Source organism: Nonomuraea sp. NPDC023979 (genome assembly GCF_040639085.1).
In the GTDB taxonomy this organism is placed as follows: domain Bacteria; phylum Actinomycetota; class Actinomycetes; order Streptosporangiales; family Streptosporangiaceae; genus Nonomuraea; species Nonomuraea ceibae.
The window spans coordinates 21617-45409 of sequence record NZ_JBEZZG010000024.1; the positions used below are offsets into that span (position 1 = coordinate 21617).

General features: G+C 73.2%; 21 protein-coding genes. 10 read left to right on the forward strand and 11 right to left on the reverse strand.

Translation table 11 applies throughout. From position 1 onward, the window contains the following. Positions 1-2: 2 nt before the first annotated feature. The 8 genes from AB0G11_RS32870 to AB0G11_RS32905 form a co-directional block, all read right to left on the reverse strand. On the reverse strand, positions 3-902 hold the full coding sequence (locus AB0G11_RS32870) for a GNAT family N-acetyltransferase (protein ID WP_308126108.1): 900 nt from the start codon (positions 900-902) through the stop codon (positions 3-5). Between the two features lie 2 nt (positions 903-904). Beyond that, positions 905-1912 (reverse strand): ABC transporter ATP-binding protein, encoded by a 1008-nt coding sequence (locus AB0G11_RS32875; protein ID WP_219514070.1) that lies wholly within the window; start codon positions 1910-1912, stop codon positions 905-907. After that, on the reverse strand, positions 1909-2895 hold the full coding sequence (locus AB0G11_RS32880; RefSeq protein ID WP_357590544.1) for an ABC transporter ATP-binding protein: 987 nt from the start codon (positions 2893-2895) through the stop codon (positions 1909-1911). The genes AB0G11_RS32875 and AB0G11_RS32880 overlap by 4 nt, the downstream gene beginning before the upstream one ends. 2 nt (positions 2896-2897) lie before the next feature. Further along, positions 2898-3803, reverse strand: coding sequence for an ABC transporter permease (locus AB0G11_RS32885; protein ID WP_219514068.1), 906 nt, complete (start codon positions 3801-3803; stop codon positions 2898-2900). Beyond that, complete coding sequence (locus AB0G11_RS32890; RefSeq protein WP_219514066.1) at positions 3800-4807, reverse strand: ABC transporter permease; 1008 nt, start codon at positions 4805-4807, stop codon at positions 3800-3802. Before AB0G11_RS32890 ends, AB0G11_RS32885 begins: the two co-directional genes overlap by 4 nt. Positions 4808-4810: 3 nt before the next feature. Next, positions 4811-6643: an ABC transporter substrate-binding protein gene (locus tag AB0G11_RS32895; RefSeq protein ID WP_357590546.1), complete on the reverse strand. Its 1833-nt coding sequence runs from the start codon at positions 6641-6643 to the stop codon at positions 4811-4813. 159 nt (positions 6644-6802) lie between these two features. Beyond that, on the reverse strand, positions 6803-7747 hold the full coding sequence (locus tag AB0G11_RS32900; RefSeq protein ID WP_357590548.1) for a zinc-binding alcohol dehydrogenase family protein: 945 nt from the start codon (positions 7745-7747) through the stop codon (positions 6803-6805). Between the two features lie 13 nt (positions 7748-7760). Beyond that, positions 7761-8996 (reverse strand): M20 family metallopeptidase, encoded by a 1236-nt coding sequence (locus AB0G11_RS32905; protein ID WP_219514055.1) that lies wholly within the window; start codon positions 8994-8996, stop codon positions 7761-7763. A 61-nt stretch (positions 8997-9057) separates the two neighbouring features. Between AB0G11_RS32905 and AB0G11_RS32910 the strand changes: the two genes are divergently transcribed. Next, complete coding sequence (locus tag AB0G11_RS32910; protein WP_308126106.1) at positions 9058-9852, forward strand: HAD-IIA family hydrolase; 795 nt, start codon at positions 9058-9060, stop codon at positions 9850-9852. A gap of 19 nt (positions 9853-9871) precedes the next feature. On the opposite strand, the gene AB0G11_RS32915 is transcribed toward AB0G11_RS32910, so the two are convergent. Next, a complete protein-coding gene (locus AB0G11_RS32915) occupies positions 9872-10321 on the reverse strand; it encodes an NUDIX hydrolase (protein ID WP_357590550.1) in 450 nt (149 codons plus the stop codon). Positions 10322-10401: 80 nt separating this feature from the next. Here AB0G11_RS32915 and AB0G11_RS32920 point away from each other — a divergent pair, with 80 nt between their 5' ends. The 3 genes from AB0G11_RS32920 to AB0G11_RS32930 all read left to right on the forward strand — a co-directional run bounded on the left by AB0G11_RS32920 (position 10402) and on the right by AB0G11_RS32930 (position 13996). Then, positions 10402-11325, forward strand: a complete 924-nt coding sequence (locus AB0G11_RS32920; RefSeq protein WP_219514043.1) for an acyl-ACP desaturase — start codon at positions 10402-10404, stop codon at positions 11323-11325. Positions 11326-11349: 24 nt separating this feature from the next. Continuing rightward, positions 11350-13329, forward strand: a complete 1980-nt coding sequence (locus tag AB0G11_RS32925) for an AarF/UbiB family protein (protein WP_357590552.1) — start codon at positions 11350-11352, stop codon at positions 13327-13329. A 115-nt stretch (positions 13330-13444) separates the two neighbouring features. Then, the gene (locus AB0G11_RS32930) at positions 13445-13996 is read left to right on the forward strand and encodes an NAD(P)H-dependent oxidoreductase (RefSeq protein ID WP_219514038.1); all 552 of its coding nucleotides are present in this window, start codon (positions 13445-13447) and stop codon (positions 13994-13996) included. Positions 13997-14015: 19 nt separating this feature from the next. On the opposite strand, the gene arfB is transcribed toward AB0G11_RS32930, so the two are convergent. Beyond that, positions 14016-14423 (reverse strand): alternative ribosome rescue aminoacyl-tRNA hydrolase ArfB, encoded by a 408-nt coding sequence (gene arfB / locus AB0G11_RS32935; protein WP_219514028.1) that lies wholly within the window; start codon positions 14421-14423, stop codon positions 14016-14018. A 179-nt stretch (positions 14424-14602) separates the two neighbouring features. On the opposite strand from arfB, the gene AB0G11_RS32940 reads away from it, so the two are divergent. From AB0G11_RS32940 to AB0G11_RS32965, 6 genes are all read left to right on the forward strand, one after another. Next, complete coding sequence (locus AB0G11_RS32940) at positions 14603-15421, forward strand: hypothetical protein (RefSeq protein WP_219514020.1); 819 nt, start codon at positions 14603-14605, stop codon at positions 15419-15421. Further along, complete coding sequence (locus tag AB0G11_RS32945; RefSeq protein WP_219514018.1) at positions 15418-15996, forward strand: HAD family phosphatase; 579 nt, start codon at positions 15418-15420, stop codon at positions 15994-15996. Before AB0G11_RS32940 ends, AB0G11_RS32945 begins: the two co-directional genes overlap by 4 nt. Positions 15997-16038: 42 nt before the next feature. Further along, entirely contained in the window at positions 16039-17820 is a 1782-nt protein-coding gene (locus tag AB0G11_RS32950) for an HSP90 family protein (RefSeq protein ID WP_357590554.1), read from the forward strand. Then, positions 17813-19810 (forward strand): hypothetical protein, encoded by a 1998-nt coding sequence (locus AB0G11_RS32955; RefSeq protein WP_357590555.1) that lies wholly within the window; start codon positions 17813-17815, stop codon positions 19808-19810. Before AB0G11_RS32950 ends, AB0G11_RS32955 begins: the two co-directional genes overlap by 8 nt. A 69-nt stretch (positions 19811-19879) precedes the next feature. Further along, the gene (locus tag AB0G11_RS32960; protein WP_357590557.1) at positions 19880-21376 is read left to right on the forward strand and encodes an alkaline phosphatase D family protein; all 1497 of its coding nucleotides are present in this window, start codon (positions 19880-19882) and stop codon (positions 21374-21376) included. Positions 21377-21505: 129 nt separating this feature from the next. Then, complete coding sequence (locus AB0G11_RS32965; RefSeq protein ID WP_357590559.1) at positions 21506-22438, forward strand: ATP-binding protein; 933 nt, start codon at positions 21506-21508, stop codon at positions 22436-22438. Here AB0G11_RS32965 and AB0G11_RS32970 read toward each other — a convergent pair. Next, positions 22423-23787, reverse strand: coding sequence for an FG-GAP and VCBS repeat-containing protein (locus AB0G11_RS32970; RefSeq protein WP_357590561.1), 1365 nt, complete (start codon positions 23785-23787; stop codon positions 22423-22425). The genes AB0G11_RS32965 and AB0G11_RS32970 overlap by 16 nt on opposite strands. Positions 23788-23793: the final 6 nt, after the last annotated feature.

The window sequence follows — 23793 nt, forward strand, 5'->3', positions numbered from 1 at the left end:
CCTCACGCCAGTTCGCGCCCGTACAGCCAGAAGACCCTCTCGGCCCGGGCGCCGACGGCGCGCGAGTAGAACCGCAGCGGACCGACCCAGCCGATCTGGGCGGTCCGCTGGCCGGCGGCGCGCTGGTCGGCCAGGCAGCGGCGCAGCAGCACCCCGCCCACGCCCAGGCCGCGCGCCTCCGGCGCGGTGCCCATGGGGCCGAACCACGACGGGCGGGCGCCCCAGGCGGCGAACCCGAGGACGCGGCCGTCACGCTCGGCGTGGTGCACGCCGGCGGCGTTGGCCACCTCCCAGGCCCAGTTCTCGTTCCAGTGCTCGCGGGCGAAGGCCACGACCCGCTCGCGGTCGGCGCCCGTGGCGTGCACGCTCACGCCCTGCCCGGCCAGGCGGCGCACGTCGTCGCCGGTGGACAGGTCGGCCGACAGGTCGGCGGTCATGTTCCAGGCGACGCGGGCCTGCTCGTAGCCGAGGCTCTCGGCCAGGCAGGCGGCGGCGGTGTAGCGCACGTCGATGCCGGGCCAGGCGTAGCAGGGCGGGTTGCCGGCGAAGACGGCGCGCCGGGCGCCCTGCCCGCGCAGCCAGTCCTCCGCCGCGCGTGCCAGCGCCCGGCCGCGCCCCTCGCCCTGGCGGTCCGGGTGCACGGCCAGCAGGTCGATGTGGCCGACGCCCGGGTCCCTGCCCGACACGGAGGCCAGCGCGACGCCGCCGTCGGTCAGCAGCGCGGTCCAGCGGCGGCCCGCGGGCGGGGCCGCCAGCCGGCGGACCAGGGCGGGCGCCTCCCCGGCGTCGAGCGTCAGGGCCGCGCGCGCCACCTCCCCGGCCGCGGCGAGCTCCGCGTCGCCGGGGTCCGCCACCACGCGCACGTCCGGCAGCGGCCGGGACGTGTCAGGGGAGGAGGGCACGGTCACACCTCGCTCAGCGGGCGGGCGATGACGCTGCGGCGCTCGGGGTAGAAGCAGGCGTGCTCCTGCGGGAAGCCCTCGCTGACCTGCAGCAGCGGGCGCTCGTCGCAGCGCTCGCCGCGGAACGGGCACCGGCTCGCGAACAGGCAGCCGGTGTCGTCGCCGGTCGCGTCCAGCGACGACAGCGGGACGACCGGCTGCTCGCCCGGCCGCTCCAGGCCGTGCAGCACCGGGATCGCCGACAGCAGCGACTGCGTGTACGGGTGGACGGGATCGGCGATCACGGTGTCCACGGCGCCGCGCTCGACGACCTGGCCCCGGTAGATCACGTACAGCTCGCCGTCGTCGCCGATGTACCGCGCGGTGGCCACGTCGTGGGTGATGAACAGGACGCTCACCCCGAGCCGCTCGCGCAGGTCCTTCAGCAGCGCCAGGATGCCCAGCCGGAGCGAGACGTCGATCATGGAGACGGCCTCGTCGGCGACGAGCATCTCCGGGTCGACCGTCAGCGCGCGGGCGATGACGACCCGCTGGCGCATGCCGCCCGACAGCTGGTGCGGGTAGCGGGCCAGCACGCTGCCCGGGTCGAGGCCGACCAGCGACAGCACCTCGGCGGCCCGCTCCTCGATCCACCCCTTCGACCGGCCGGTCTGCTTGGCGCGCAGGCTCAGCGGCGCGAACAGCGTCTGGTGGACGGTGCGGGTGGGGTTCAGCGCCGAGTACGGGTCCTGGTGGATCATCTGGATCTTGCGGAAGTGCGGCTGGCGCTGCTTGGGCTTCAGGCCGGACATCGCCGTGCCGTCGATGACCACCTCGCCCTCGTCGTAGGACTCCAGCCCGGCGATGATCCGGCCCAGCGTGGTCTTGCCGCAGCCGGACTCGCCGATGAACGAGGCGGCGCCTCCTTTGGGGATGGCGAAGTCGACGCCGCGCAGCGCCCGCACCTCCCGCCCGGCGAGCACGTTGCCGCGCTGCTTGAAGGTCTTGACGATGCCGGTCCCGGTAATCACGCGTGCTCCTTCACGGTCACCGCATGGCAGGCGACGATCCTCGGGCCGTGCGCGACGGCCTCGGGGTCGACGGTGTCACAGACGTCCATCCGCAGCGCGCACCGCTCCCGGAACACGCAGCCCTGCTTGGGCACGGTGGCCAGCGTCGGCGGGCGGCCGGGCAGCGCCCGCGCCTCGTCGATGTCGCCGACCAGCCGGGGGATGGCGTTGATCAGGCCCTTGGTGTAGGGGTGGCTCGGCCTGCCCAGCACCTCGCGGGTGGGGCCCTGCTCGACCAGCCGCCCGCCGTACATGACGGCGAGCCGGTCGGCGACCTCGGCCACCACGCCGATGTCGTGCGTGATCACCAGCGTGGTCAGGCCGCGCTCGGCGTGCACCTCACGGACGATCTTGAGGATGTTGGCCTGCGTGATCATGTCGAGCGCGGTCGTCGGCTCGTCCAGCACCACCAGGTGGGCGTTGAGCACCAGCGCCAGCATGATGCCGACGCGCTGGCGCATGCCGCCCGACAGCTCGTGCTGGTGCGAGTCGAGCACCCGGGCGCCGTCCAGGCCCATCCGGCCCAGCAGCTCCTTGGCGTCGCGCACCAGGCCGCGCAGGTCCTCCACGCCGTGCGAGCGGCCCAGGTCGAGCAACTGCTTGCCGACCGTCTTGAGCGGGTTGAGGGAGTTCTGCGCCGCCTGGAAGACGTAGCCGATGTGGCGGCCCCTGGCCTTGCGCAGCTCCTCGCCCTTGAGGGCGGCCACGTCGCCGAGCCCGTCGATCTCCACCGAGCCGGCGGAGATCCGGCCGGGCGGCTGCACCGCGTTCAGCAGGGACAGGGCCAGCGTCGACTTGCCCGACCCGGACTCGCCGACGATGCCGGTGATCGAGCCGGGCTCCAGGGTCAGGCTGACGTCCCGCACGGCGGGCAGCTCGCCCGCCGGCGTCTTGTAGACGACCGTGAGGCCGCCGATGCGCACTCCCGGCGCTTGTTCCGCCACTGCTACTCCTCACGCAGCCGGGGGTTGAAGATCTCGTCCATGGCGTCGACCACGAGCACGATGCCGAGCGTGAGCAGCAGGATCGCCAGCAGCGGCGCCAGCAGGTAGCCGAGCGCGTTCGGCTGGATCATGGCGCCCGCCTGGAACACGGCCAGGTTGAGCATCACGCCCCAGTTGTCCGACTCGTACGGCAGGACGCCGAGGAAGAACAGGCCCACCTGGGCGTAGACGGCTCCGGTCACCGAGATGAGCATGTTCATCGCGATGTACGGGGCCATGCTGGGCAGCAGTTCCTTGCTCACGATGTGCGTCGTGGACAGGCCCAGCCCGCGCGCCGCCTCGATGAAGCCGCGCTCACGCAGCGACAGCGTCTGCGCGCGCACCGCCCGGGCCACGCCGCCCCAGCCGAGCAGGCCGAGCACCAGGCCCATCTGCATCGGGCTGCCGAACTTCCACACGGTCGCCAGGACCAGCAGCAGCGGCAGGCCGGGGATGGTGAGCTTCATGTCGGTGATCCGCATGAGCACGGTGTCCCAGCGGCCCCGCTTGAAGCCGGAGAACAGCCCGATCGCGGTGCCGGCGACGACCGTGATGACCGCGGTCACCGCCGCGCACAGCAGCACGTACCGCGAGCCGGTGATGACCAGCGCGAGCACGTCGCGGCCCTGCGGGTCGGTGCCGAACCAGTGCTCCCAGCTCGGCGGCTTGGTGATCTGGTTGATGTCGCCCGGCAGGTGGTCGGGGTAGAACATCGGCCCGAACACGCCCATGAAGGCGAAGCCGACGACGATGACCACCCCGGCCATCCGGCTCGGCTTGCGCTTCATCACCCGCCACACGCCGCGCCAGAAGTTGCGGCGCATGGTCCCGGCGGCCGACGCCGACTCCGGGATGAGCGTGGCGCTCATGCCGCCTCCTCTCCGCCGCGCACCCGCGGGTCGATGACCGTGTAGAACAGGTCGGCCACGATGTTGGCGACGATGACCGCGACCGTGATCAGCAGGAACGCGCCGCCCATCGTGGCGTAGTCGCGCTCGTTGACGCTGTCGATGAGCAGCAGCCCGAGCCCCGGGTAGTTGAAGATCTTCTCGATGAAGACCGCGCCGCCCATGAGCAGGCCGAGCGAGAGCGCCAGGATCGTGAACAGCGGCAGGATCGCGTTGCGCGCGATGTAGCGGAAGACGATCGAGCGCTTCATCCCGCGCAGCTCGCTGGCCAGGATGAAGTCGTCGCCCAGCACGGTGACCACGCTGGACTTCATCGCCAGGATCCAGCCGCCGTAGGCCGACAGCGCGTAGGTGACGACCGGCAGCACCGCGTGCTCGACGAGCGAGCCGATGTAGCCGGCGTTGAAGCCCGGCTCGAACAGGATGTCCACGGGCCCGTCGGCGGGGAACAGCGGGATCAGCGTGGAGAAGATGACCACGAGCAGCATGGCGAGCACGTACTGCGGGATGCCGTGCAGCAGCGAGCCGGAGATGGCCAGCGCGTCACCGAGCTTGCCGGTGCGCTTGATGGCCGCGTAGACGCCGAGGATGATGCCGACGAGGAAGCTCAGCAGCGTCCCGGCCAGCACCGGTAGAACGGTCCACTTGGCCTTCTCGCCGAGGACGTCCAGCACCGGGGTGCCCGGCCTGGTGACGGACTCGCCGAGGTCGAGGCGGAGCAGCCCGCTCATGTAGTCGACGTACTGCTGCCACATCGTGCCGTCGGGCTGGAACCCGTACAGCACCTTGACCGCCTGCGCCGCTGCCTCCGGCGACATGCCCTGCTCGACGAGCTTCTCGAAGCGTGCCGCCAGGGGGTCGCCGGGGATGTTGTTGATGATGAAGAAGCTGATCGTGGCGACGACGAGGATCATGACGAACCCGCGGGCCAGGTGGCCCGCGAGTCGGCGTGCGATGACCGTCATGGATTACTTCTTCGACTTGATCATGCCAGCCTGGATCCACACACCGGAGGCGAGCACACCGGTGCCCAGGCGGAGGATCTCGTCATCGTGCGGCCAGCCGGTGAAGCGGCTGTTGTTGACGAACTGGGTGTTGACGTAGTCCCAGAGCTGGATGACGGGCAGGTCCTGGTTGGCGGCCTTGGCCAGCTTGGCCATGATCGGCTTGGCCTCCTCGGCGGTGGCCGAGTTGAGCTCGCCGGTCAGCTCACCGGGGTTGATCTTCTCGCCGTCGACCTCGATCTCCTCGGGGCCGCCCATCCAGTTGCCGTTCTTGCCGGGCGCGGAGTGCGACACCTTGCCCTGGACGTTCGTCCAGCCGTTGGAGGCGCCGTAGAGGCGCTGGAAGATGTCGTACGGCGCGGGGCCGAGCGCCATCAGCCAGAAGCCCGCGTCGTACTTGCCGGCGGCCAGCTCCTCCAGGTAGAGCGGGTAGTCGGTGGTCGTGACGACCTCGGCGTCGACGCCGCCCTTGATGAGCTGGCTCTTGATGTTCTCCTGCGCCGACAGCCAGTCGGAGAAGCCGGACGGCGCGTGCATGGAGACCTTCCACGGCGTGCCGTCGGCCAGGGCCCACTTGCCGTCCTTCTTCTGCAGGCCGGCCTTCTTGAACTCCTCCTCGGCCTTGGCCAGGTCGGGAGCGTAGGGCTCGAGCTGCGGGACGGTCTCGGGGATCCAGGCCTGGGCGGCCTTCTGGTGGATGCCGCTGGTCGTGGTGGCCGCGGTGCCGCCCTCGGGCGAGGCGACCTTCGTGACCTCCTCGCGGTTGATCAGGTGGGCCAGGCCGCGGCGCACGTGCACGTTGTCGTACGGCTTCTTGCTCTGGTTGAACGCCAGGCCGACGGCGACCGGCGAGTAGCCCTTGATGACCTCGCTGCCCGGCGCCGCCTTGATGCGGTTCATCACGTCGGTGGGGGCGGCGACGAAGCCGGAGTGGTCGAGCTTGCCGGAGGTCAGGTAGTTCCAGATCTGCTCGTTGCCGGTGTAGTTGAGGAACTTCACCTGGTCGGGCGCGACGTTGGCGGCGTTGAAGAAGTTCTTGTTCTTGACCAGCAGCGCCTCGCCGGGGTTGACCCGCTCCAGCACGAACGGGCCGGCCGAGACGTCCTTCTGCGGCGCGAACGCGAGCACCTTCTCGCCCAGGCCGGTGATCTCCTCGCGGGCCTTCTCGGCGTCGGCGCCCTCGCCGCGGGCGGTCTTGATCTTGTCCCAGAAGTCGGCGGGCAGGACGCTGCTCCACACGTGCGCGGGCACGACCGTGGTGTCGAGGACGCCGCGCGCGAACTTCGGACTGGGGTTGTCCATGTTCTGGGTGATCTTCAGCGTCTTGTCGTCGACCACGGTGACCTCACCGGCCGCGCCCGCCGCGCCGGGCGTCACGGCGAAGGCCGTGCTGCCGACGGTGTAGGCGATGCCGATGGAAAGCTGCACGTCCTGCGCGGTGACCGGCTTGCCGTCGGACCACTTGGCGTTGGGCTGGAGCTTCAGCGTGATGGAGGAGTTGTCCGGGGCGATCTCCCAGCTCGCGGCCAGGCCCGGCAGCGCCACGTTCGGGTCCGTCAGGTGGTTCTTGACCCAGCCGAGCTTCATCGAGTTGAAGGCGGAGAACGAGTTGCCCTTGGGGGCGTACGGGTTGGGCGGGGCCGACGGCTCCAGGCCGGGCCGGTTCACGTCGATCGTGGTGAACAGGCCGCCACCGCCGCCGGACGAACCTGACGTGTTGGTGGTGCCTTCGCCGCCGCTGCACGCTGTGGCGGTGGCAAGACCCAGCAACGCCACTACCGCTGCTAGTCGCTTCATCTGCCGCTCCGGGGGTGTCGAACCTGTTGAGGATCTGTAGGGGTTGTCCGGACCCTACGATCGCGCCGGGGGCGCGTCAATAATCTCCAGATGTTGTGAGGCTAATGTAACTTTCCTTCATCACCCGCTCGGATGGCGCTCGTCTCCACCCGGGGGCCATCAGCCTATGCGGAGCACGGCAGCGCCGCTGACCTGCCCGGTTGCCAGATCGGCGAGCGCCCGGTCCGCCTCCTCGAAGGCGTACGGGACGGTTTTCACGACCGGCGGGCGCTCGGCCGCCAGCGCCAGATACGCCCGCCCGTCCGCGCGGGTGTTGGCCGTGACGCTGCGCAGCGTGCGCTCCTGGAACAGGTGCCGCTCGTAGTCCAGCGGCGGGACGTCCGTCAGGTGGATGCCGGCGACGGCCAGCGTGCCGCCCCGATCCAGCGCCTCCAGCGCCACCGGCACCAGGTCTCCGCTGGGCGCGAACAGGATGGCCGAGTCCAGCGGCTCGGGCGGCCGGTCGCCGGCCGAGGCCGCGCCCAGCTCCAGCGCCAGCGCGCGGGCCGCCGGCGAGCGGGTCACCACGTGCACCACCGCCCCGCGCGCGATCGCGGCCTGGGCGGTCAGGTGCGCCGACGCGCCGAACCCGTACACGCCCAGCCTGCCGCCCTCGGGCAGGTCGCAGCGCAGCAGCGCCCGGTAGCCGACGATGCCGGCGCACAGCAGCGGCGCCAGCGTCTCGGCGGGCGCGTCCTCCGGCAGCGGGTACACGTACGCGGCCGGAGCGGTCAGGTACTCGGCGAACCCGCCGTCGGCGTCCCACCCCGTGTAGGCGGACTCCGGGCACAGGTTCTCCAGGCCGCGCGCGCACTGGCGGCAGCGCCCGCACGTCGAGCGCAGCCACGCCACCCCGACCCGCCCGCCGTCGCCGCCTCCCGGCCGCACCACCCGGCCGACCGCCTGGTGGCCCGGCGCCGTCAGCGGCCGCCTCGGCCGCAGGTCGCCCTCGGCCAGGTGCAGGTCCGTGCGGCACACCCCGCACGCCTCCACGCGCACCAGCACCTCGCCCGGCCCGGCCACCGGAACCGGCCGCTCGACCAGCGCGAGCGGCCGGGACCTCATCGGCCCGGGCCGGTCAACCGCCCAGGCCCGCATCGGCCGCGGCGGCCGGGTCCGCGGCGGCCAGGGCCAGCCGCTCGTGGGCCAGCGAGGCGTACAGCGCCGCCCCGTCGGGCAGCACCGCGTCGTCGAACAGCGCCTCCGGCGAGTGGTTGTAGGCCGCCGTCGCCGGGTCCAGCCCCGGCGGGCACGCCCCCAGGAACACGAACGCCCCCGGCACCGCCTCCAGCACGTACGAGAAGTCCTCCGACCCCATCACCGGCTGCGGCGGGACGAAGAAACGGCCGGGCCCGAACAGCCCGTCGGCCGTGCGCCCGGCGAACCCGGCCTCCACCGGGTCGTTCACCGTCACCGGGTAGCCCATGCCGAAGGAGGTCTCCACGCCCAGTGCGTGCGCCGCCGCCACGCCCTCGACGACCTCCACCAGCCGCCGCTTCACCAGCGTCCGGTTGCCCGGGCTGAACGTGCGCACCGTCGCCTGGAAGACCGCCTCGTCCGGGATCACGTTGTCGGCCGAGCCGCCGTGGAAGCTGCCCACCGTCACCACCACCGGGTCGAACACGTCGAACGTGCGCGTCACCATCGACTGGATCGCCGCCACCATCTCGCAGCCCGCCTGGATCGGGTCCAGCGCCCGGTGCGGGCTGGAGCCGTGCCCGCCGCGCCCCTTGACCGTCACCTGGAACACGTCCGCCGCCGCCATGATCGGCCCCGGCCGCGACGCGAACAGCCCCAGCGGCAGCATCGAGGAGACGACATGCATCCCGTACGCCGCCACCGGCCGCTCGCCCGCCGCGTCGAGCACGCCCTCCTCGATCATGTGCTTGGCGCCCTCGTGCCCCTCCTCGCCCGGCTGGAACATGAAGATCACGTCCCCGGCGAGCTCCTCCCGGCGGGCGCTCAGCAGGTGCGCCGCCCCGGCGAGCATCGCGGTGTGCAGGTCGTGGCCGCACGCGTGCATCTGGCCGGCGATCTGCGAGCGGTAGGGCAGGTCGTTGCGCTCGGCGACCGGCAGCGCGTCCATGTCACCGCGCAGCAGGACGGCCGGGCCCGGCCGCCCGCCCCGCAGCACCGCCGTGACGGAGCTGAGCCGGGTGCCGAGGGTGATCTCCAGCGGCAGCCCGTCGAGCGCCGCCAGCACCTTCTCCTGGGTGCGCGGCAGCATGAGCCCCAGCTCCGGCGTGGTGTGCAGCGAGTGACGGAGGCGGACGAGTTCGTCCCGCATGTCCAGCGCGGATTCAGTGAACGACATGAAGAACATTGTTCACGTACCGGGGGGAAAGTCGATGAGCCGCGCTCGGTACGATGGCCGCGTGACCGAGCGTAAGCGGATCGACTTCTGGCTGTCCGACATGGACGGCGTCCTGGTCCACGAGGGGCGGCCGGTGCCCGGCGCCGACGACTTCATCAAGCGGCTCGGCGAGTCGGGCAAACGCTTCCGGGTGCTGACCAACAACTCCATCTACACCCAGCGCGACCTGTCGGTCCGGCTGGCCGGGGCCGGGCTCGACGTGCCCGCCGACTCGATCTACACCTCGGCGCTGGCCACCGCCCAGTTCCTGGACGACCAGCGGCCCGGCGGCTCCGCGTACGTGATCGGCGAGGCCGGGCTGACCACCGCGCTGCACGCCGCCGGCTACGTGCTCACCGACCTCGACCCCGACTACGTGGTGCTCGGCGAGACCCGCACCTACAGCTTCACCCAGATCACCCGGGCCGTCCGCCTCATTGAGGCCGGAGCGCGCTTCATCGCCACCAACCCCGACCCGATCGGCCCCTCCACCGAGGGCTCGCTGCCCGCGTGCGGCGCCGTCGCCGCCATGATCACCCGCGCCACCGGCGTCGAGCCGTACTTCGTCGGCAAGCCCAACCCGCGCATGATGCGCAGCGCGCTCAACGAGATCGGCGGCCACAGCGAGACCACCGCCATGATCGGCGACCGGATGGACACCGACATCGTCTGCGGCATGGAGGCGGGCCTGTTCACCATCCTCGTCCTCACCGGCGTCACCCAGCGCCACGAGGTCGACCGCTTCCCCTACCGGCCGTCGCTGATCGTCGACTCCGTGGCCGACCTCGTCGACCTGATCGAGCCCGCCGGGAGCTGAAGGCGGCGTCGGCCGGGGGTCAGCGGGGGCCGGCGATGAGCCGGGGCAGCGCCGTGATGTGCGCCGACAGGTAGTCGGCCACCGCCTCGGGGATGAGGTGGCGGGAGGTGATCTCCGCCTCCCGCAGCGGCACCCGCTCCACCTCGTACACCCCGCGCGCCGGGTCCTCGAACTCCGGCCCGTGCCGCAGCGCCGGGTCCATCGACAGCAGGCGGCACCCGTACACGTGCTGGGTCTTGACCCCGCCCTGCCACGGATAGCTGACCGTCGTCAGCGGCGTGACGGAGGAGACGGTGGCGCCGAGCTCCTCCAGCAGCTCGCGGTGGAGGGTGTGCTCCAGGGTCGCGTCTCCGGGCTCCACGTGGCCGCCCGGCACCGACCAGTAGACCTCCCGGCCCGGCACCGTACGCCGGAAGATCACCAGGCGCTCGTCGTCGTCGAGCAGGACACCTCGCACGCTCGGCCGCATACGCCCCACCTTATTTGACCTGTATGTCCTTCCGGTAATCTAACCTACGGTGCCGTAACCTTGAGGGAGAGGATCCTTGCATGGCGATGACCCAGACGCAGCTGCTGCACGAGCTGGAGCCGGTGGTGGCCGGCGAGCTCGACCGCCACGAGAAAGTGGCCAAGGAGTGGTTCCCGCACGAGTACATCCCGTGGAGCGAGGGGCGCGACTTCGACGGGCCCTACGGCGGCCAGGCCTGGCAGGAGGGCGACTCCAAGCTGCCGGAACCCGCCCGCGTTTCACTCATCGTCAACCTCCTCACCGAGGACAACCTGCCCAGCTACCACCACGAGATCGCCAGCACGTTCGGGCGTGACGGCGCGTGGGGCACCTGGGTGCACCGCTGGACCGCCGAGGAGGACCGCCACGGCACCGCGATCCGCGACTATCTGACCGTCACCCGCGCGGTCGACCCCGTCGCGCTGGAGCGGGCCCGCATGTCGCACATGCAGAGCGGCTTCGTCACCGAGTACGGCACGATGCTGCAGCAGCTCGCCTACGTCTCCTTCCAGGAGCTGGCCACCCGCATCGCGCACCGCAACACCGGCAGGGCCTCCGGCGAGGAGGGCTGCGAGCGGCTGCTGGCCCGCATCGCCGCCGACGAGAACCTGCACATGCTCTTCTACCGCAACCTGCTCAAGGCCGCCTTCGAGCTGGACCCGGACCAGACCATGCGGGCCGTCACCGACGTCGTCACCACCTTCCAGATGCCCGGCTCCAACATCGCCGGCTTCACCCGGATGGCCATGACGATCGCCCACGAGGGCATCTACGACCTGCGCCTGCACCTCGACGACGTGCTCATGCCGGTGCTGCGCCAGTGGAGCGTGTTCGACAAGGGCGGGCTCGGCCCCGAGGGCGAGCAGGCGCGCGAGGAGCTGGCCGCGTTCCTGGCCAAGGCCGAGACCACGGCCGCCCGGTTCGTCGCCCGCCGCGAGGAGCGCAAGGCCCGCGCCCGGGGCTGACCCGGCATGGGAGGATCTGTCCCTATGGATCTCCCCCTGAGCCTGTTCTTCTCGTTCTTCGCGCTGCTGATGATCATCGCGCTGGCGGTGGTGGCGCAGCGGCTGCTGGACGTCAGGTTCGGCGCGATCCGCACCTTCCTGGCCGGCCTGGCGGCCTTCACGCTCGCCCAGCCGCTGCTGTCGCCGATCCTCGCGTCGTTCGGCGAGCGGCCGCCCGGCGGCGGCCCGACGGCGGCCGAGGACCCGGGGATCGGCGCCCTGTGGGTGCTGTTCCTCGTCGTGATGTGCGTCGTGCTCATCCCGATGGTCATCCTGGTGCTGGCCGAGGCGCTGATCCCGCCCGGGTCCATCCCCGGGCCGCTGGAGTTCTTCCGGTCGCTGCGCGGCCGGATCTCCCGGGGCCGCCGCTACTCGCAGATCACCAGGATCGCCGTGCGCCACGGCCTCGGCCCCTACCTGCGCGGCCGGGGCGACCGCCTCGACGACCGCACCGGCAAGGTCCGGCTGGCACGCTCGCTGCGCGCCGCCCTGGAGGACGGCGGCGTCACGTTCGTCAAGCTCGGCCAGGTGCTGTCCACCCGGCGCGACCTGCTGCCGGCCGAGTTCACCGACGAGCTCGGCCGCCTTCAGGACCAGGTCGCGCCCGCCCCCTGGGAGCAGATCGAGCCGGTGCTGGCCGCCGAGCTCGGCGGGCCGGTCGACACCGTGTTCGCCGCCTTCGACCGCACGCCGCTCGCCGCCGCCTCCATCGGCCAGGCCCACACCGCCCGCCTGCACAGCGGCGAGAGCGTCGTGGTCAAGGTGCAGCGGCCCGGCATCGGCCGGACCGTGGCCGGCGACCTCGACATCGTCCGGCGGCTGGCCGCCACCCTGGAGTCACGCACCCGCTGGGGCCGCTCGCTCGGCATGCGCGACCTGGCCGAGGGGTTCGCCGCCGCCATCCGCGAGGAGCTCGACTTCCGCGTCGAGGCGGCGAACATGGCGGCCGTCGCCGCCTCCAACGGCGGCGGCGTCACCTACCCGGCCCCCGTCGCCGCCATGTGCACCGAACGCGTGCTGGTCATGCAGCGCCTCCACGGCAGGCCGGTCACCACCGCCACCCCCGAACAGGCCCCCGCGCTCGCCCGCGACCTGCTCGACTGCCTGCTCCGCCAGATCCTCGTCGAGGGCGTCTTCCACGCCGACCCGCACCCCGGCAACCTCATGCTGCTCGACGACGGCACGCTCGGCCTGCTCGACTTCGGCAGCGTCGGCCGCCTCGACGGCTCCATCCGCTCGGCGCTGCAGCGCTTCCTGCTCGCCCTCAACCGCCAGGACCCGCTCGGCGTCACCGACGCCCTGCTGGAGGTCGTCCCGCGTCCCGAGGACATCGACGAGGCCGCCCTGGAGCGGGCGCTCGGCCAGTTCATGGCCAAGCACCTGGCGCCCGGCCTCGACAGCGCCCAGATGTTCACCGACCTGTTCAAGATCGTCTCCGCGTACGGGCTGTCCATCCCGCCCGAGGTCGCCGCCGTCTTCCGCGCGCTGGCCACCCTGGAGGGCACGCTCGTACGGCTCTCGCCCGGCTTCAACCTCATCGGCGAGGCCCGCGCCTTCGCCGGCCGCTACCTGGCCGAGAAGCTCGACGGCGGCACGCTCAAGGAAGCCGCCACCCAGGAGATCGCCGCCCTGCTGCCCATGCTGCGCCGCCTGCCGCGCCGCGTCGAGCGCATCGCCAGCGCCGCCGAGCACGGCCGCCTCGGGCTCAACGTGCGCCTGCTCGCCGACGAGCGCGACCGCCGCTTCGTCACCGGGCTGCTGCACCAGGTGCTGCTCACCGTGCTCGGCGCCACCGCCGGGCTGATGGCGGTGCTGCTGATCGGCACCGAGGGCGGGCCCGTCGTCAGCGCCCAGCTCGACCTGGGACTGTTCGAGCTGATCGGCTACAACCTGCTGGTCATCTGCGCCATCCTCGTGCTCCGCGTGCTCGTGCTGATCTTCCGGCGGCCGCGCGACACCCTCTGACCCCGGAAGCGACAACCCGGGCATCCTCTTGACCTGGGGATGGTCTTGGACAACCACGGCATCGGGCAGGTTTCCGACTACCGGCCCTACACCAAGACCGCCTGGGGAGTAGTGGGTGAAAGTCATCGGGATCGCCGCCAGCCTCCACGCGGGTTCGTACATCAACAGGCTGCTGGAAGCGGTGCGCGGCGAGCTGCCGCCCGGCGCCCGCTTCGAGGCCTGGCCGGGGCTGGGGGAGACGCCCCCCTGCACCGGCGGGCCCGCCCCGCGCGCCGTGCGCGAGCTGCTCGCGCTCGTCGAGGAGGCCGACGCGGTGGTCATCACCGCGCCCGAGCACAGCCTGCTGCCCGCCGAGCTGGAGTACGCGCTGGCCTGGCTTTCGGAGAGCGGGGCGCTCGCGGGCAAGCACGTGGCCGTCATGTGCGCCAGCGCCCGCGCGTGCGGCGCGATGTGGGCCCAGGCCGAGCTGTACAAGGAGCTGATGGCCGCCGGGGCCGTGGTCATGGGGGCCGAGCTGGTCATCTCGCCGGTCTGCCCGCACTTCGACGACGACGGGCGGCTGTGGGCCCGCGACCTGCGCGCCCAGGTGCGCGAGGTGGTCGCCCAGCTCTGCCCGGCCGTCCAGCTCACCGTCAGGCTCAGGGAGCCGGTCCTCACCCCGGGCTAGCCGTATTGACCCTGGCTCGTCAGATGTCGCGGCGCAGGCGCTTGACGTCGGAACGGTGCTTCTTGGCCGCGATGCGGCGCTCGACCGAACCCCGGCTGGGCTTCGTCGGGCGGCGGCGCTTGGGCGGCGGCGCGATGGCCTCCCGGATGCGCTGGGCGAGCCGCTGCTCGGCGGCCTCACGGTTGCGCAGCTGGGAACGGTGCTCGGAGGCGGCGATCGTGATCGTCGGCGCGCCGAGGCGGTCCAGCGCGCGGGCGCGCAGCGGCTCGGAGAACGCGGTGGACGCGGCCACGTCGAAGGTCAGCTCCACCCGGCTGTCGGTGGTGTTGACGCCCTGGCCGCCCGGGCCCGAGGAACGCGAGAAGCGCCAGACGAGCTCGGCGTCGGGGATGACGACCGCGTCGTTGACGACCAGGGGGCCCGGCATGAGCGCTTCCTCCTTCCTCGTTCCGTCATGTTTCGTTGTGTTCCGTCTCGCTACGGAACACCACCGTATCCGCCCGCCCCCCGCGCGCGGCAAGCGCATTTCCCGTCACCGGTTGACTGGCCCGGCGCGGACGGCGTATGCCAGAGTCGCGCGAGAGCAACGGGGCGAGGGGAGCGGCTGTGGCGGGCATCGTCGGTGTGCACGGCATCGGCAAGTACAACTACTACGTCGACGCGGGGCATTCCGCGGCGGGCGCGGCCGAGGCGATGCGCGCCAAATGGGACCGCTACCTGCACGCCGCGTGCGGCGGCGGGCCGGAGCGCCGCTACTTCAGCGAGGTCGCCTACTTCTCCCACCTGCTGCACGAGGGGCCGCCCGGCAGCCCGCGCGAGGCCGCGGCGGTGGCCGAGGCCCGGGAGCGGGTCCTCGCCGGGTGGGCCCGCAACCTGGGGCTCGGCGAGCACCTGACCGGCGCGCTGAAGTCGTTCACCGGCTGGCTGCTCGACAAGCTCGACGGCCGCTCGGCCGCGTTCGCCGAGCTGTTCGCGCCCGAGGTGGCCACCTACCTGACTGACGCCGCCAAGCGGCGCGAGACCCAGCGCGTGGTGGCCCAGACGATCCGGAAGAACCAGCCGGACGTGGTGATCGCCCACTCGCTCGGCAGCGTCGTCGCCTACGAGACCTTCTGGGCCAACCCCGACCTGCGGACCGACCTGCTCATCACGCTCGGCAGCCCGCTCGGCATGCGCCACGTCGTCTTCGAGCGGCTGCTGCCCGCGCCCATCAACGGCCGGGGCAGCCGCCCCGAGGGCGTGGCCCGCTGGGTGAACATCGCCGACAAGGACGACATCGCCGCCATCCCGCCCGACCTCGCCGGCAGCTTCACCGGCATCGACGTCGAGGAGCTGGTCAACCTCGACTGGATCGACTTCCACACGGCCGAGAAATACCTGGGCTGCCCGGCGATCCATCCGCATCTGCGACCATTTCTCGTATGAAGTGGATCATCTTTGACTACGGCAACGTCCTGTCCCTGGCCCAGCCCGAGGCCGAGGTCGACGCGATGGCGGCCGCCGCCGGAGCCGACCCGGCGGCCTTCCGCCTCGGCTACTGGAAGCACCGCCTCGACTTCGACCGGGGCGTGCTGACCGCCCCCGCCTACTGGTCGGCGGTGCTCGGCCGCGACGTGCCCGGCGAGGAGTCGGCGCGGCTCGTCGCGATGGACGTGGCGAGCTGGTCCCACCCCGACGCCGGCGCGGTCGCGCTGCTCGGCGAGCTGCTGGCCGCCGGGCGCGGCGTGGCGCTGCTGTCGAACGCGCCCGCCGAGACCGCCGACGGCATCGACCGGCTGCCCTGGATCGCCGCCATCCCGCACCGCTTCTACAGCGCCAGGATGGGCCTGGTCAAACCCGGCCGGGAGATCTACGACGAGGTCGCCCGCGCGCTCGGCGCCGACCCGGCCGAGGCCGTCTTCGTCGACGACCGGCCCGACAACGTGGCGGGCGCCGAGGCGGCCGGCATGACCGGCGTCCTCTACACCGGCGCGGCCGGCCTGCGGGAGCTGCTGGCCTAAACCCGGGGCGGAATGTCGGTTATGTGATCTATGGTGTGCCGCGTGGACAACGCCTTCCAAGTGGACCTGCGCGGCGTGGTCGATCTCCTCAGCCGCCACCTGTACTCGAGCCCCCGCGTCTACGTGCGCGAACTCCTGCAGAACGCGGCCGACGCGATCACCGCCCGGCGCGCCGCCGACCCCGACGCGCCCGCCACCGTCACCATCGAGGCGACCGGCGGGCTCATCAGCGTCCGCGACACCGGCATCGGCCTGACCGAGGACGAGGTCCACGCCCTGCTGGCCACCATCGGCCGCTCCTCCAAGCGCGACGAGCTCGGCTTCGCCCGGCACGAGTTCCTCGGCCAGTTCGGCATCGGCCTGCTGTCCGGCTTCCTCGTCGCCGACGAGATCTCCGTCGAGACCCGGTCGGCCAAGGGCGGCCCCACCGTGCTGTGGACCGGCCGCTCCGACGGCCGCTACCGCGTCGAGCCCGCCCCCGCCGACCGCGCCGAACCCGGCACCACCGTCACCCTGCGCACCCGCCACGACGCCGCCGAATGGGCCGCCCCCCGCACCGTCGCCGAACTCGCCGAACTCTACGGCTCCCTGCTGCCCGTCGACGTCACCGTCAACGGCCGCCGCACCACCCTTGACACCCCGCCCTGGCGGGCCGCCCACCCCTCGCCCGACGCCCGCCGCCGCGCCCTGCAGGCGCACTGCGAGGAACTGTTCGGCTTCGTCCCGCTCGACGTCGTCGACCTCGACGTGCCCGAAGCCGGGCTCACCGGCGTCGCCTACATCCTGCCCGCCCCCGCCAACCCCGCCGTGCGCGGCACCCACCGCGTCTACCTCAAGCGCATGCTGCTCACCGAGACGGCCGACGGGCTGCTGCCCGACTGGGCGTTCTTCGCCCGCTGCGTCGTCGACGCCGCCGAACTGCGCCCCACCGCCAGCCGCGAAGCCCTCTACGAGGACGACCTGCTCGACCACACCCGCGAGGAGCTCGGCCGCCGCCTGCGCGCCTGGCTGGTGCGCCTGGCCGAGACCGACCCCGCCGGGCTGCGCGCCTTCCTCAACCTGCACCACCTCGGCGTCAAGGCGCTCGCCCTGCACGACGACGACATGCTGCGCCTGGTCGACCAGTGGCTGGAGTACGAGACCAGCTCCGGGCCGATGACCCTCGCCCAGTTCCGCCTGCGCCACCCCGGCGGGCGCTACACCACCAGCGTCGACGAGTTCCGCCAGCTCGCCGCCGTCTCCGGCGCCCAGGGCGTCGGCCTCGTCAACGGCGGCTACGTCTACGACAGCGAGATCCTCGCCCGGCTGCGCCGCATCGACCCCGGCGCCGTCCTCGACCGCCTCGAACCCGCCGAGCTCGCCACCCACCTCGGCCCCGCCGACCCCGACGCCGAACTGCGCGCCCGCCCCTTCCTGGCCGCCGCCGCCCGCGCCCTCGACCCGCTCGGGTGCGAGGTCGTGCTGCGCGACTTCGACCCCGCCTCGCTGCCCGCCCTCTACCTCACCAGCCGCGCCGCCCAGCACCACGCCGACCTGCGCGAGGCCCGCGACACCGGCGACGCGCTGTGGGCCGACGTCCTCGGCGCCCTCGAACGCAGCGTCGCCGCCGACCGGCCCAGGCTCGTGCTCAACCACCGCAACCCCCTCGTCCGCCGCGTCACCGGCCTGCCCGACCTCACCCTCGCCGCCACGGCCGTCGAAGCGCTGTACGGCATGGCGCTCCTGCACGGGCACCACCCGCTGCGCCCCGCCGACACCGCCACGCTCAACCGCTCGTTCCTCGGCCTGCTCGACTGGGCCGTCCAGGGAGGCACCCATGACTGAGGACGTCCAGGCGCTGCTCAGCGAGGCCGGCGCGATGCCGTACGGAGAAGCCAGGACCGTCCTCGCCGAACGCGCGCTGCGCGAGGCCGAGGCGCGGCGCGAGCACGCCCTCATCGTGCGCGCCCGGCTCGACCTCACCCAGGCCTACCAGTACGGCGGCGAGCCCGTGAAGGCGTTCACCGTCTTCTCCCGCAACCTCGCCGACCACGACGCCGAACCCGGCCGCTGGGGCCACTGGGAGACCCGCGAACTGCTCTGGCACTTCAAGTGGATCATCGCCGACATGCGGCGCTTCCCCGAGATCCCGCTGCGCCGCGCCCTCGACGCCATCGACGACATGGAACGCCGCTACCGCCAGGCCGGCGACCTGCTGCACGCCGTGCACGCCAAGCGCTGCTTCATCGCCCTGCACCTCGGCGACGACGAGGCCACCCGCGAATGGTTCCACCGCTGGCGCACCACGCCCCGCGACAGCCTGTCCGACTGCGAGGCGTGCGACACCGACTCCACCGCCGCCGCCCTCGTCCACCTCGGCCGTGACGAGGACGCCATCGCCGCCGCCCAGCCCATCCTTCAGGGCGAGACCACTTGCGAGGTGCAGCCCCAGGGCATCCTCACCACGCTGATGCTGCCCTACGTGCGCACCGGCCGCCACCGCGAGGCCGTCCAGGCGCACCGGCGCGCCTACCGGCTCGTCCAGGGCAACATCGCCTACCTGGACGACTTCGGCGACCACATGGAGTTCTGCGCGCTCACCGGCAACGAGGCGCGCGGGCTGGAGATCCTGCAACGCGAACTCCCGCTGCTGGAGCGGCCGCCGTCCCCCTCCGACGCGCGGCGCTTCATGGGCTGCGCCGCGCTGCTGCTGCGCCGTCTGGAGGAGACCGGCCACGGCCACCTCACCGTCCACCGCGCCGGCCGCGACGTCCCCGTCCCCGAACTGCGCGCCACGATGGAGGCCGGAGCCCGCGAGATCGCCGCCCGCTTCGACGCCCGCAACGGCAACGACACCTCCACCCGGCGCCTGGAGGCCCTGCTCGCCGCCACCCCGCTGGTCGGCCACCTCCCCCTCGTCGCCCACCACCGCCCCGTCACCACCGGCTCCCCGCACACCCACTGGCGCCGGGGCGCCGCCCTCCTCCCCACCCCCACCGCCTTCTCCACCTCCACCCCACCCACGGAAACCGCCCCCTCGGAGGAAGCACCCGCCCCGGAGGGTGAGCCGTCCCCGGAGAGCGGCGCGTCCGTGAGCGAAGCGGCACCGTCCCCGGAGGGCGCCGTCCGTGCGGTGGGTGGCTCGGCTCCGGGGTTGGAGGCGGCCGTGGGGGAGCTGGCGGAGGCGGTCGCGGGGTTCGCGGGGCTGGGGGACCGGGGGCGGGCGGCGCTGGCCAGGGTGGACCTGGCGCGGGCGTACCTGCTCACGGGCCGGGTGCTGGACGCGGCGGAGACGGCCGAGGAGGCCGTGGCGGCGCTCCCGGACGGCGAGCAGCGGGACGCGGCCCGCAGGACGCTGGCCGCGGCGCTGCGCGAGCTGGGGGAGGCCGAGCGGGAGCTGGAGACGCTGAAGCTGCTGCGCGACCCGGCGTCGCTGACGGAGCTGGCCGACCGCCTGGCCGAGCGGGACGACGACCGGGAGGCGGCCCGCGCCTACGCCGAGGCGGCGGCGCTGCACCGGGCGGCGGGCGATTCGCTGGAGGCGGGCCGGTCGCTGGCGAGGGCCGCGAAGTGCGTCTACTACTCGACCAGCGACCTCGCCACCTCGCTGCGCGCGTACGCCGAGGCCCGGGAGGCGCTGTCGGCCGCCGATCCGGCGGAGGCCGCCCGCGACCTGGCCGAGCTGGCGTACGACGAGGCGACGGTCCTGGACTGGTACGAGGACGCGGCCCGCGCCGCGGAGCTGTGCGAGGAGGCCGCCCGGCGTTTCGCCGAGCTGGAGGACGAGGACGGCGTGGAGCGGGCCCGCGACCTGCTCGAATCGCTGTCCGACTGACCGGCGCTGTTCACCTGCCCGTGACGCCGCTGTCACGGCGGGGTCAGCGTTGCCGGACATACCTGGATCGTGGACCGCAGATCCTTCCTCGCGGCGGTGCCCGCGACCTTCCTCGCATCTCCCTCCAGAACTCTCAAAGCCGACCCGTTCACGCTCGGCGTCGCGTCCGGTGACCCGGGCGCGGACGGGTTCGTGCTGTGGACCCGCCTGGCTCTCGACCCGCTCGGCGGCGCCGGGCTGGGCGGCATGCCCGCGCGGGACGTGGACGTCGACTGGCAGGTGGCCGCCGACGAGCGGTTCACCCGGATCGTCCGCTCCGGCACCGCCACGGCCCGCCGGTCGGCCGCCCACAGCGTGCACGTCGAGCTGACCGGCCTGGAACCGGGGCGCGAGTACTTCTACCGGTTCCGCAGCGAGGGCAGGCTGTCGCCCGAGGGCCGCACCAGGACCACGCCCGCCGAGGGCGCGGAGACGCCGCTCGCGTTCGCGGTGGCGGCGTGCGCCCACTACGAGCACGGCTACTACACCGCCTACCGCCGCCTGGCCGAGCAGGAGCCCGACCTGGTGCTGTTCCTCGGCGACTACCTGTACGAGTACGGTCCCAGCGGCTACACGGCGCCGGCCGGGCGGGTCCGCTCGCACACGCCGGGCAAGTGCGCCACGCTCGCCGACTACCGGCTGCGGCACGCCCAGTACAAGAGCGACCGCGACCTGCAGGCCGCCCACGCGGCCGCGCCGTGGCTGGTGGCCTTCGACGACCACGAGGTGGAGAACAACTGGGCAGGGCCGGTCTCCAGCACCGGCGCCCCGGCCTTCGCCCGCCGCCGCGCCGACGCCTTCCGCGCCTACTACGAGAACATGCCGCTGCGCCGCGCCAGCCTCGACGGCGCCCGCCTGCGCGTCAACCGCCGCGTCTCCTGGGGCCGCCTGGCCCGCTTCCACCTGCTCGACACCCGGCAGTTCCGCGACGACCAGGCGTGCCAGGACGGCGTACGGGCCGGCTGCGACGAGCGGCTGTCGCCGGAGCGCACCCTGCTCGGCGACGGCCAGTGGCGCTGGCTGGAGGAGGGCCTGCGCGGCTCGCCCGCCCGCTGGAACCTGCTCGGCCAGCAGATCCTCATGACCCACCGCGACTACCGGACGGGCCCCGGCCGTGAGGTGAACCTGGACTCCTGGGACGGCTACGCCCCCGAGCGCACCCGCCTGCTGACCTCGCTCGCCCGCACGTCCAACCCGGTCGTCCTGACCGGTGACGCCCACATGCACCATCTGGCCGACCTCAAGACCGACTTCGACGACCCCGACTCGCCCGTCGTCGCCCGCGAGCTCGTCACGACCTCGATCGCCAGCGACGGAGACGGCTACCGCGACTCCGCGTGGATCGCCGAGTCGCTGGCCGAGAACCCGCACATCGCCTACATCGACCAGCGGCGCGGCTACATCATGGCCCGCCTCACCCGCGACGGCCTCGACGCCGACTTCCGCACGCTCGACCGGGTCTCGCGCCGGGGGGCCCGCGCCCGTACCTCTCATCAGGTCACGATCCCGGCGGACCCCGGCGCCTGAACGTCCGCTGTCAACGCCCCGAACCGTGGGAAAACGGGAGAAAGGGACGGTATACCTGGGTGACATGGACGGTCCCCCAGCCACGGTCACCCCCACCCCCAGGGCCGGCGTCGCGCGCCCGCCGCGGGGATGAGGCGGCACCTGGCCCGCGCCCCGCTGTGGCTGCGGCTCGTCTCCGTCACGCTGCTCCTGGTCACGGTGGCCGTCACGGCGACGGGACTGTTCGCGGTCCGGCTGCTGCGCGGCTACCTGGTCGAGCGGGTGGACCACCAGCTGCGCGCGGCCGGAGGCGCGTGGCGGGCGATGCCGCCCGCGCCCGACCCGCAGCCGCAGGTACGGCCGCAGCGCTTCTACGGACTGTTCCACCAGGTGCTCGTCGACCCCGGCGGCACGGTCACGCGCACGCTCGCCGAGTCGACCGAGAGCCACCTGCCCGACCTGCCGCCGCTCACCACGGCCGAGGTCGCCCGCCGGGCGGGCCGCCCGTTCACCGTCCGGTCGCGCGGCGCGGACGGCCCCGACTGGCGGGTGGTGGCCGTGCCCCGGCGCGACGGCGGCGGCCGGGCGATCGCGATCAGCCTGGGCGACGTGGACGCCACCGTCTCGCAGCTCGGCGTCATCGTCGCGGCGGGCGGCGGCGGGACGCTGCTGGTGCTCGGGTTCGCCTGCCACTGGCTGGTGCGCCGCAGCCTGCGCCCGCTCGGCGAGATCGAGCGTACGGCCGGCGACATCGCGGGCGGCGACCTGTCGCGCCGGGTGCCGCAGTGGGCCGGCACCACCGAGGTCGGCAAGCTCGGCCGGGCGCTCAACGGCATGCTCGGCCAGATCGAGCGCGCCGCCCGCGAGCGCGAGGCCGCCGCCGAGGTGTTCGAGCGCTTCTACCGCGCCGACCCGGCGCGCAGCAGCGGCGGCTCCGGGCTGGGGCTGGCGATCGCGGCCACGCTGGTGGAGGCGCACGGCGGCACGATCACGGCGGCGGGGGAGCCGGGCAAGGGCGCCGTCTTCACGGTCACGCTGCCCCACCGGCCGGACCGGCAGCCCGGGCCTCAGCCGATCGCGTAACCGTACAGTCCCTCGCCGGAGCCCAGCTCGCGCGCCCGGCCCGGGCGCAGGCCGCGCTCGCGCGCGCCCGGCACGTACGTCACCACGCCCCGGTCGGGCGCGGCCACCACCAGCCCGTCCAGCGGCGGGCGATCGGACAGGGCGCGCAGCCCGCCGGTGGCCGGCAGCGCCGACACCGACCAGCCCTTCCCCTTGATCAGCACGTCGCCGTGCCGGGCGAGGCCCCCGCGTGGCCCCCCGGCCAGCACCTGCACCGCGTTCTCGCCCGGCACGCCGACGGCCAGCTCGTCGTCCCCATCACCGTCGAAGTCCCCGGCAGCCAGCGACGCGCCGAACCGGTCGAAGTAGCGCGGCGTGCCCTTGAGCAGCGTCTGCGTCCACATCTCCGACCTGGCGCCCCGCAGCCCGGCGCGCGTCCCGTACAGCACGTGCAGCGCGCCGTCGCCGTAGTCCATCGCCCGCTGGTTCGCCGTCAGCCCCTCGCCCGGCACGCCCACCGCCAGGTCGGCGCGGCCGTCGGCGTCGAAGTCGCCCGTCGCCAGCGCCGCCCCGAACCCGTCCCACTTCTCCGCGCCCCCCTTGATCCCCGGCGAGCTCTGCGTGATCCGCAGCGCCCGCTGCCGCCGCACGTCCAGCACCGTCACCGACCCCTGCCCGTCCCGGGTCACGCTGTCGGACGGCGCGCCGGCCACCAGCTCGTCGCGGCCGTCGCCGTCGAAGTCGCCCGTCGCCAGCGACTCGCCCCACTGGTCGGTCGCGCGCGCCGCCTGCCGCACCCACCCCGTCCGCTGACTGATCAGGTACGGCTTGCGGCCCTTCATCCAGTACACGGTGACGCCGCCCCCGCCACGCAGGCCCGGAGCGCCCACCGCCAGCTCGTCGCGCCCGTCCCCGTCCAGGTCCCCGGCGGCCAGCGACGCCCCGAACCGGTCGCTCGACGGCCGGGCCGGGGCCAGCTCCTCGCCGGGCCGCAGCCCGCCGGGGGAGCCGTGATAGAGCTGCACGACGCCGTTGCCGTCGGCGCCGGGCACCCGCTCGCCCGCGAACTCCTCCGACACCCCCACCGCCAGGTCCGCGCACCCGTCGCCGTCGAAGTCGCCCGTCGCCAGCGCCGACCCGAACGCGTCACCCGGCTCCGCGCCGTCCTGGACGAGCTTCACCCGCTCGCCCGACCCGTACAGGATCGTCACGGAACCGGCCCTGCGGTCGTCGTACGGGGCCGCCACCGCCACGTCCGGGCGGCCGTCGGCGTCGAAGTCCGACGGCGTCCCGGAACACCGCGCCACCTGGGCGGGGGCCGTACCGGCGGCGAGGGGGAGGAGCAGGCAGGCGGCCAGCAGAGCGTTCATACCTCT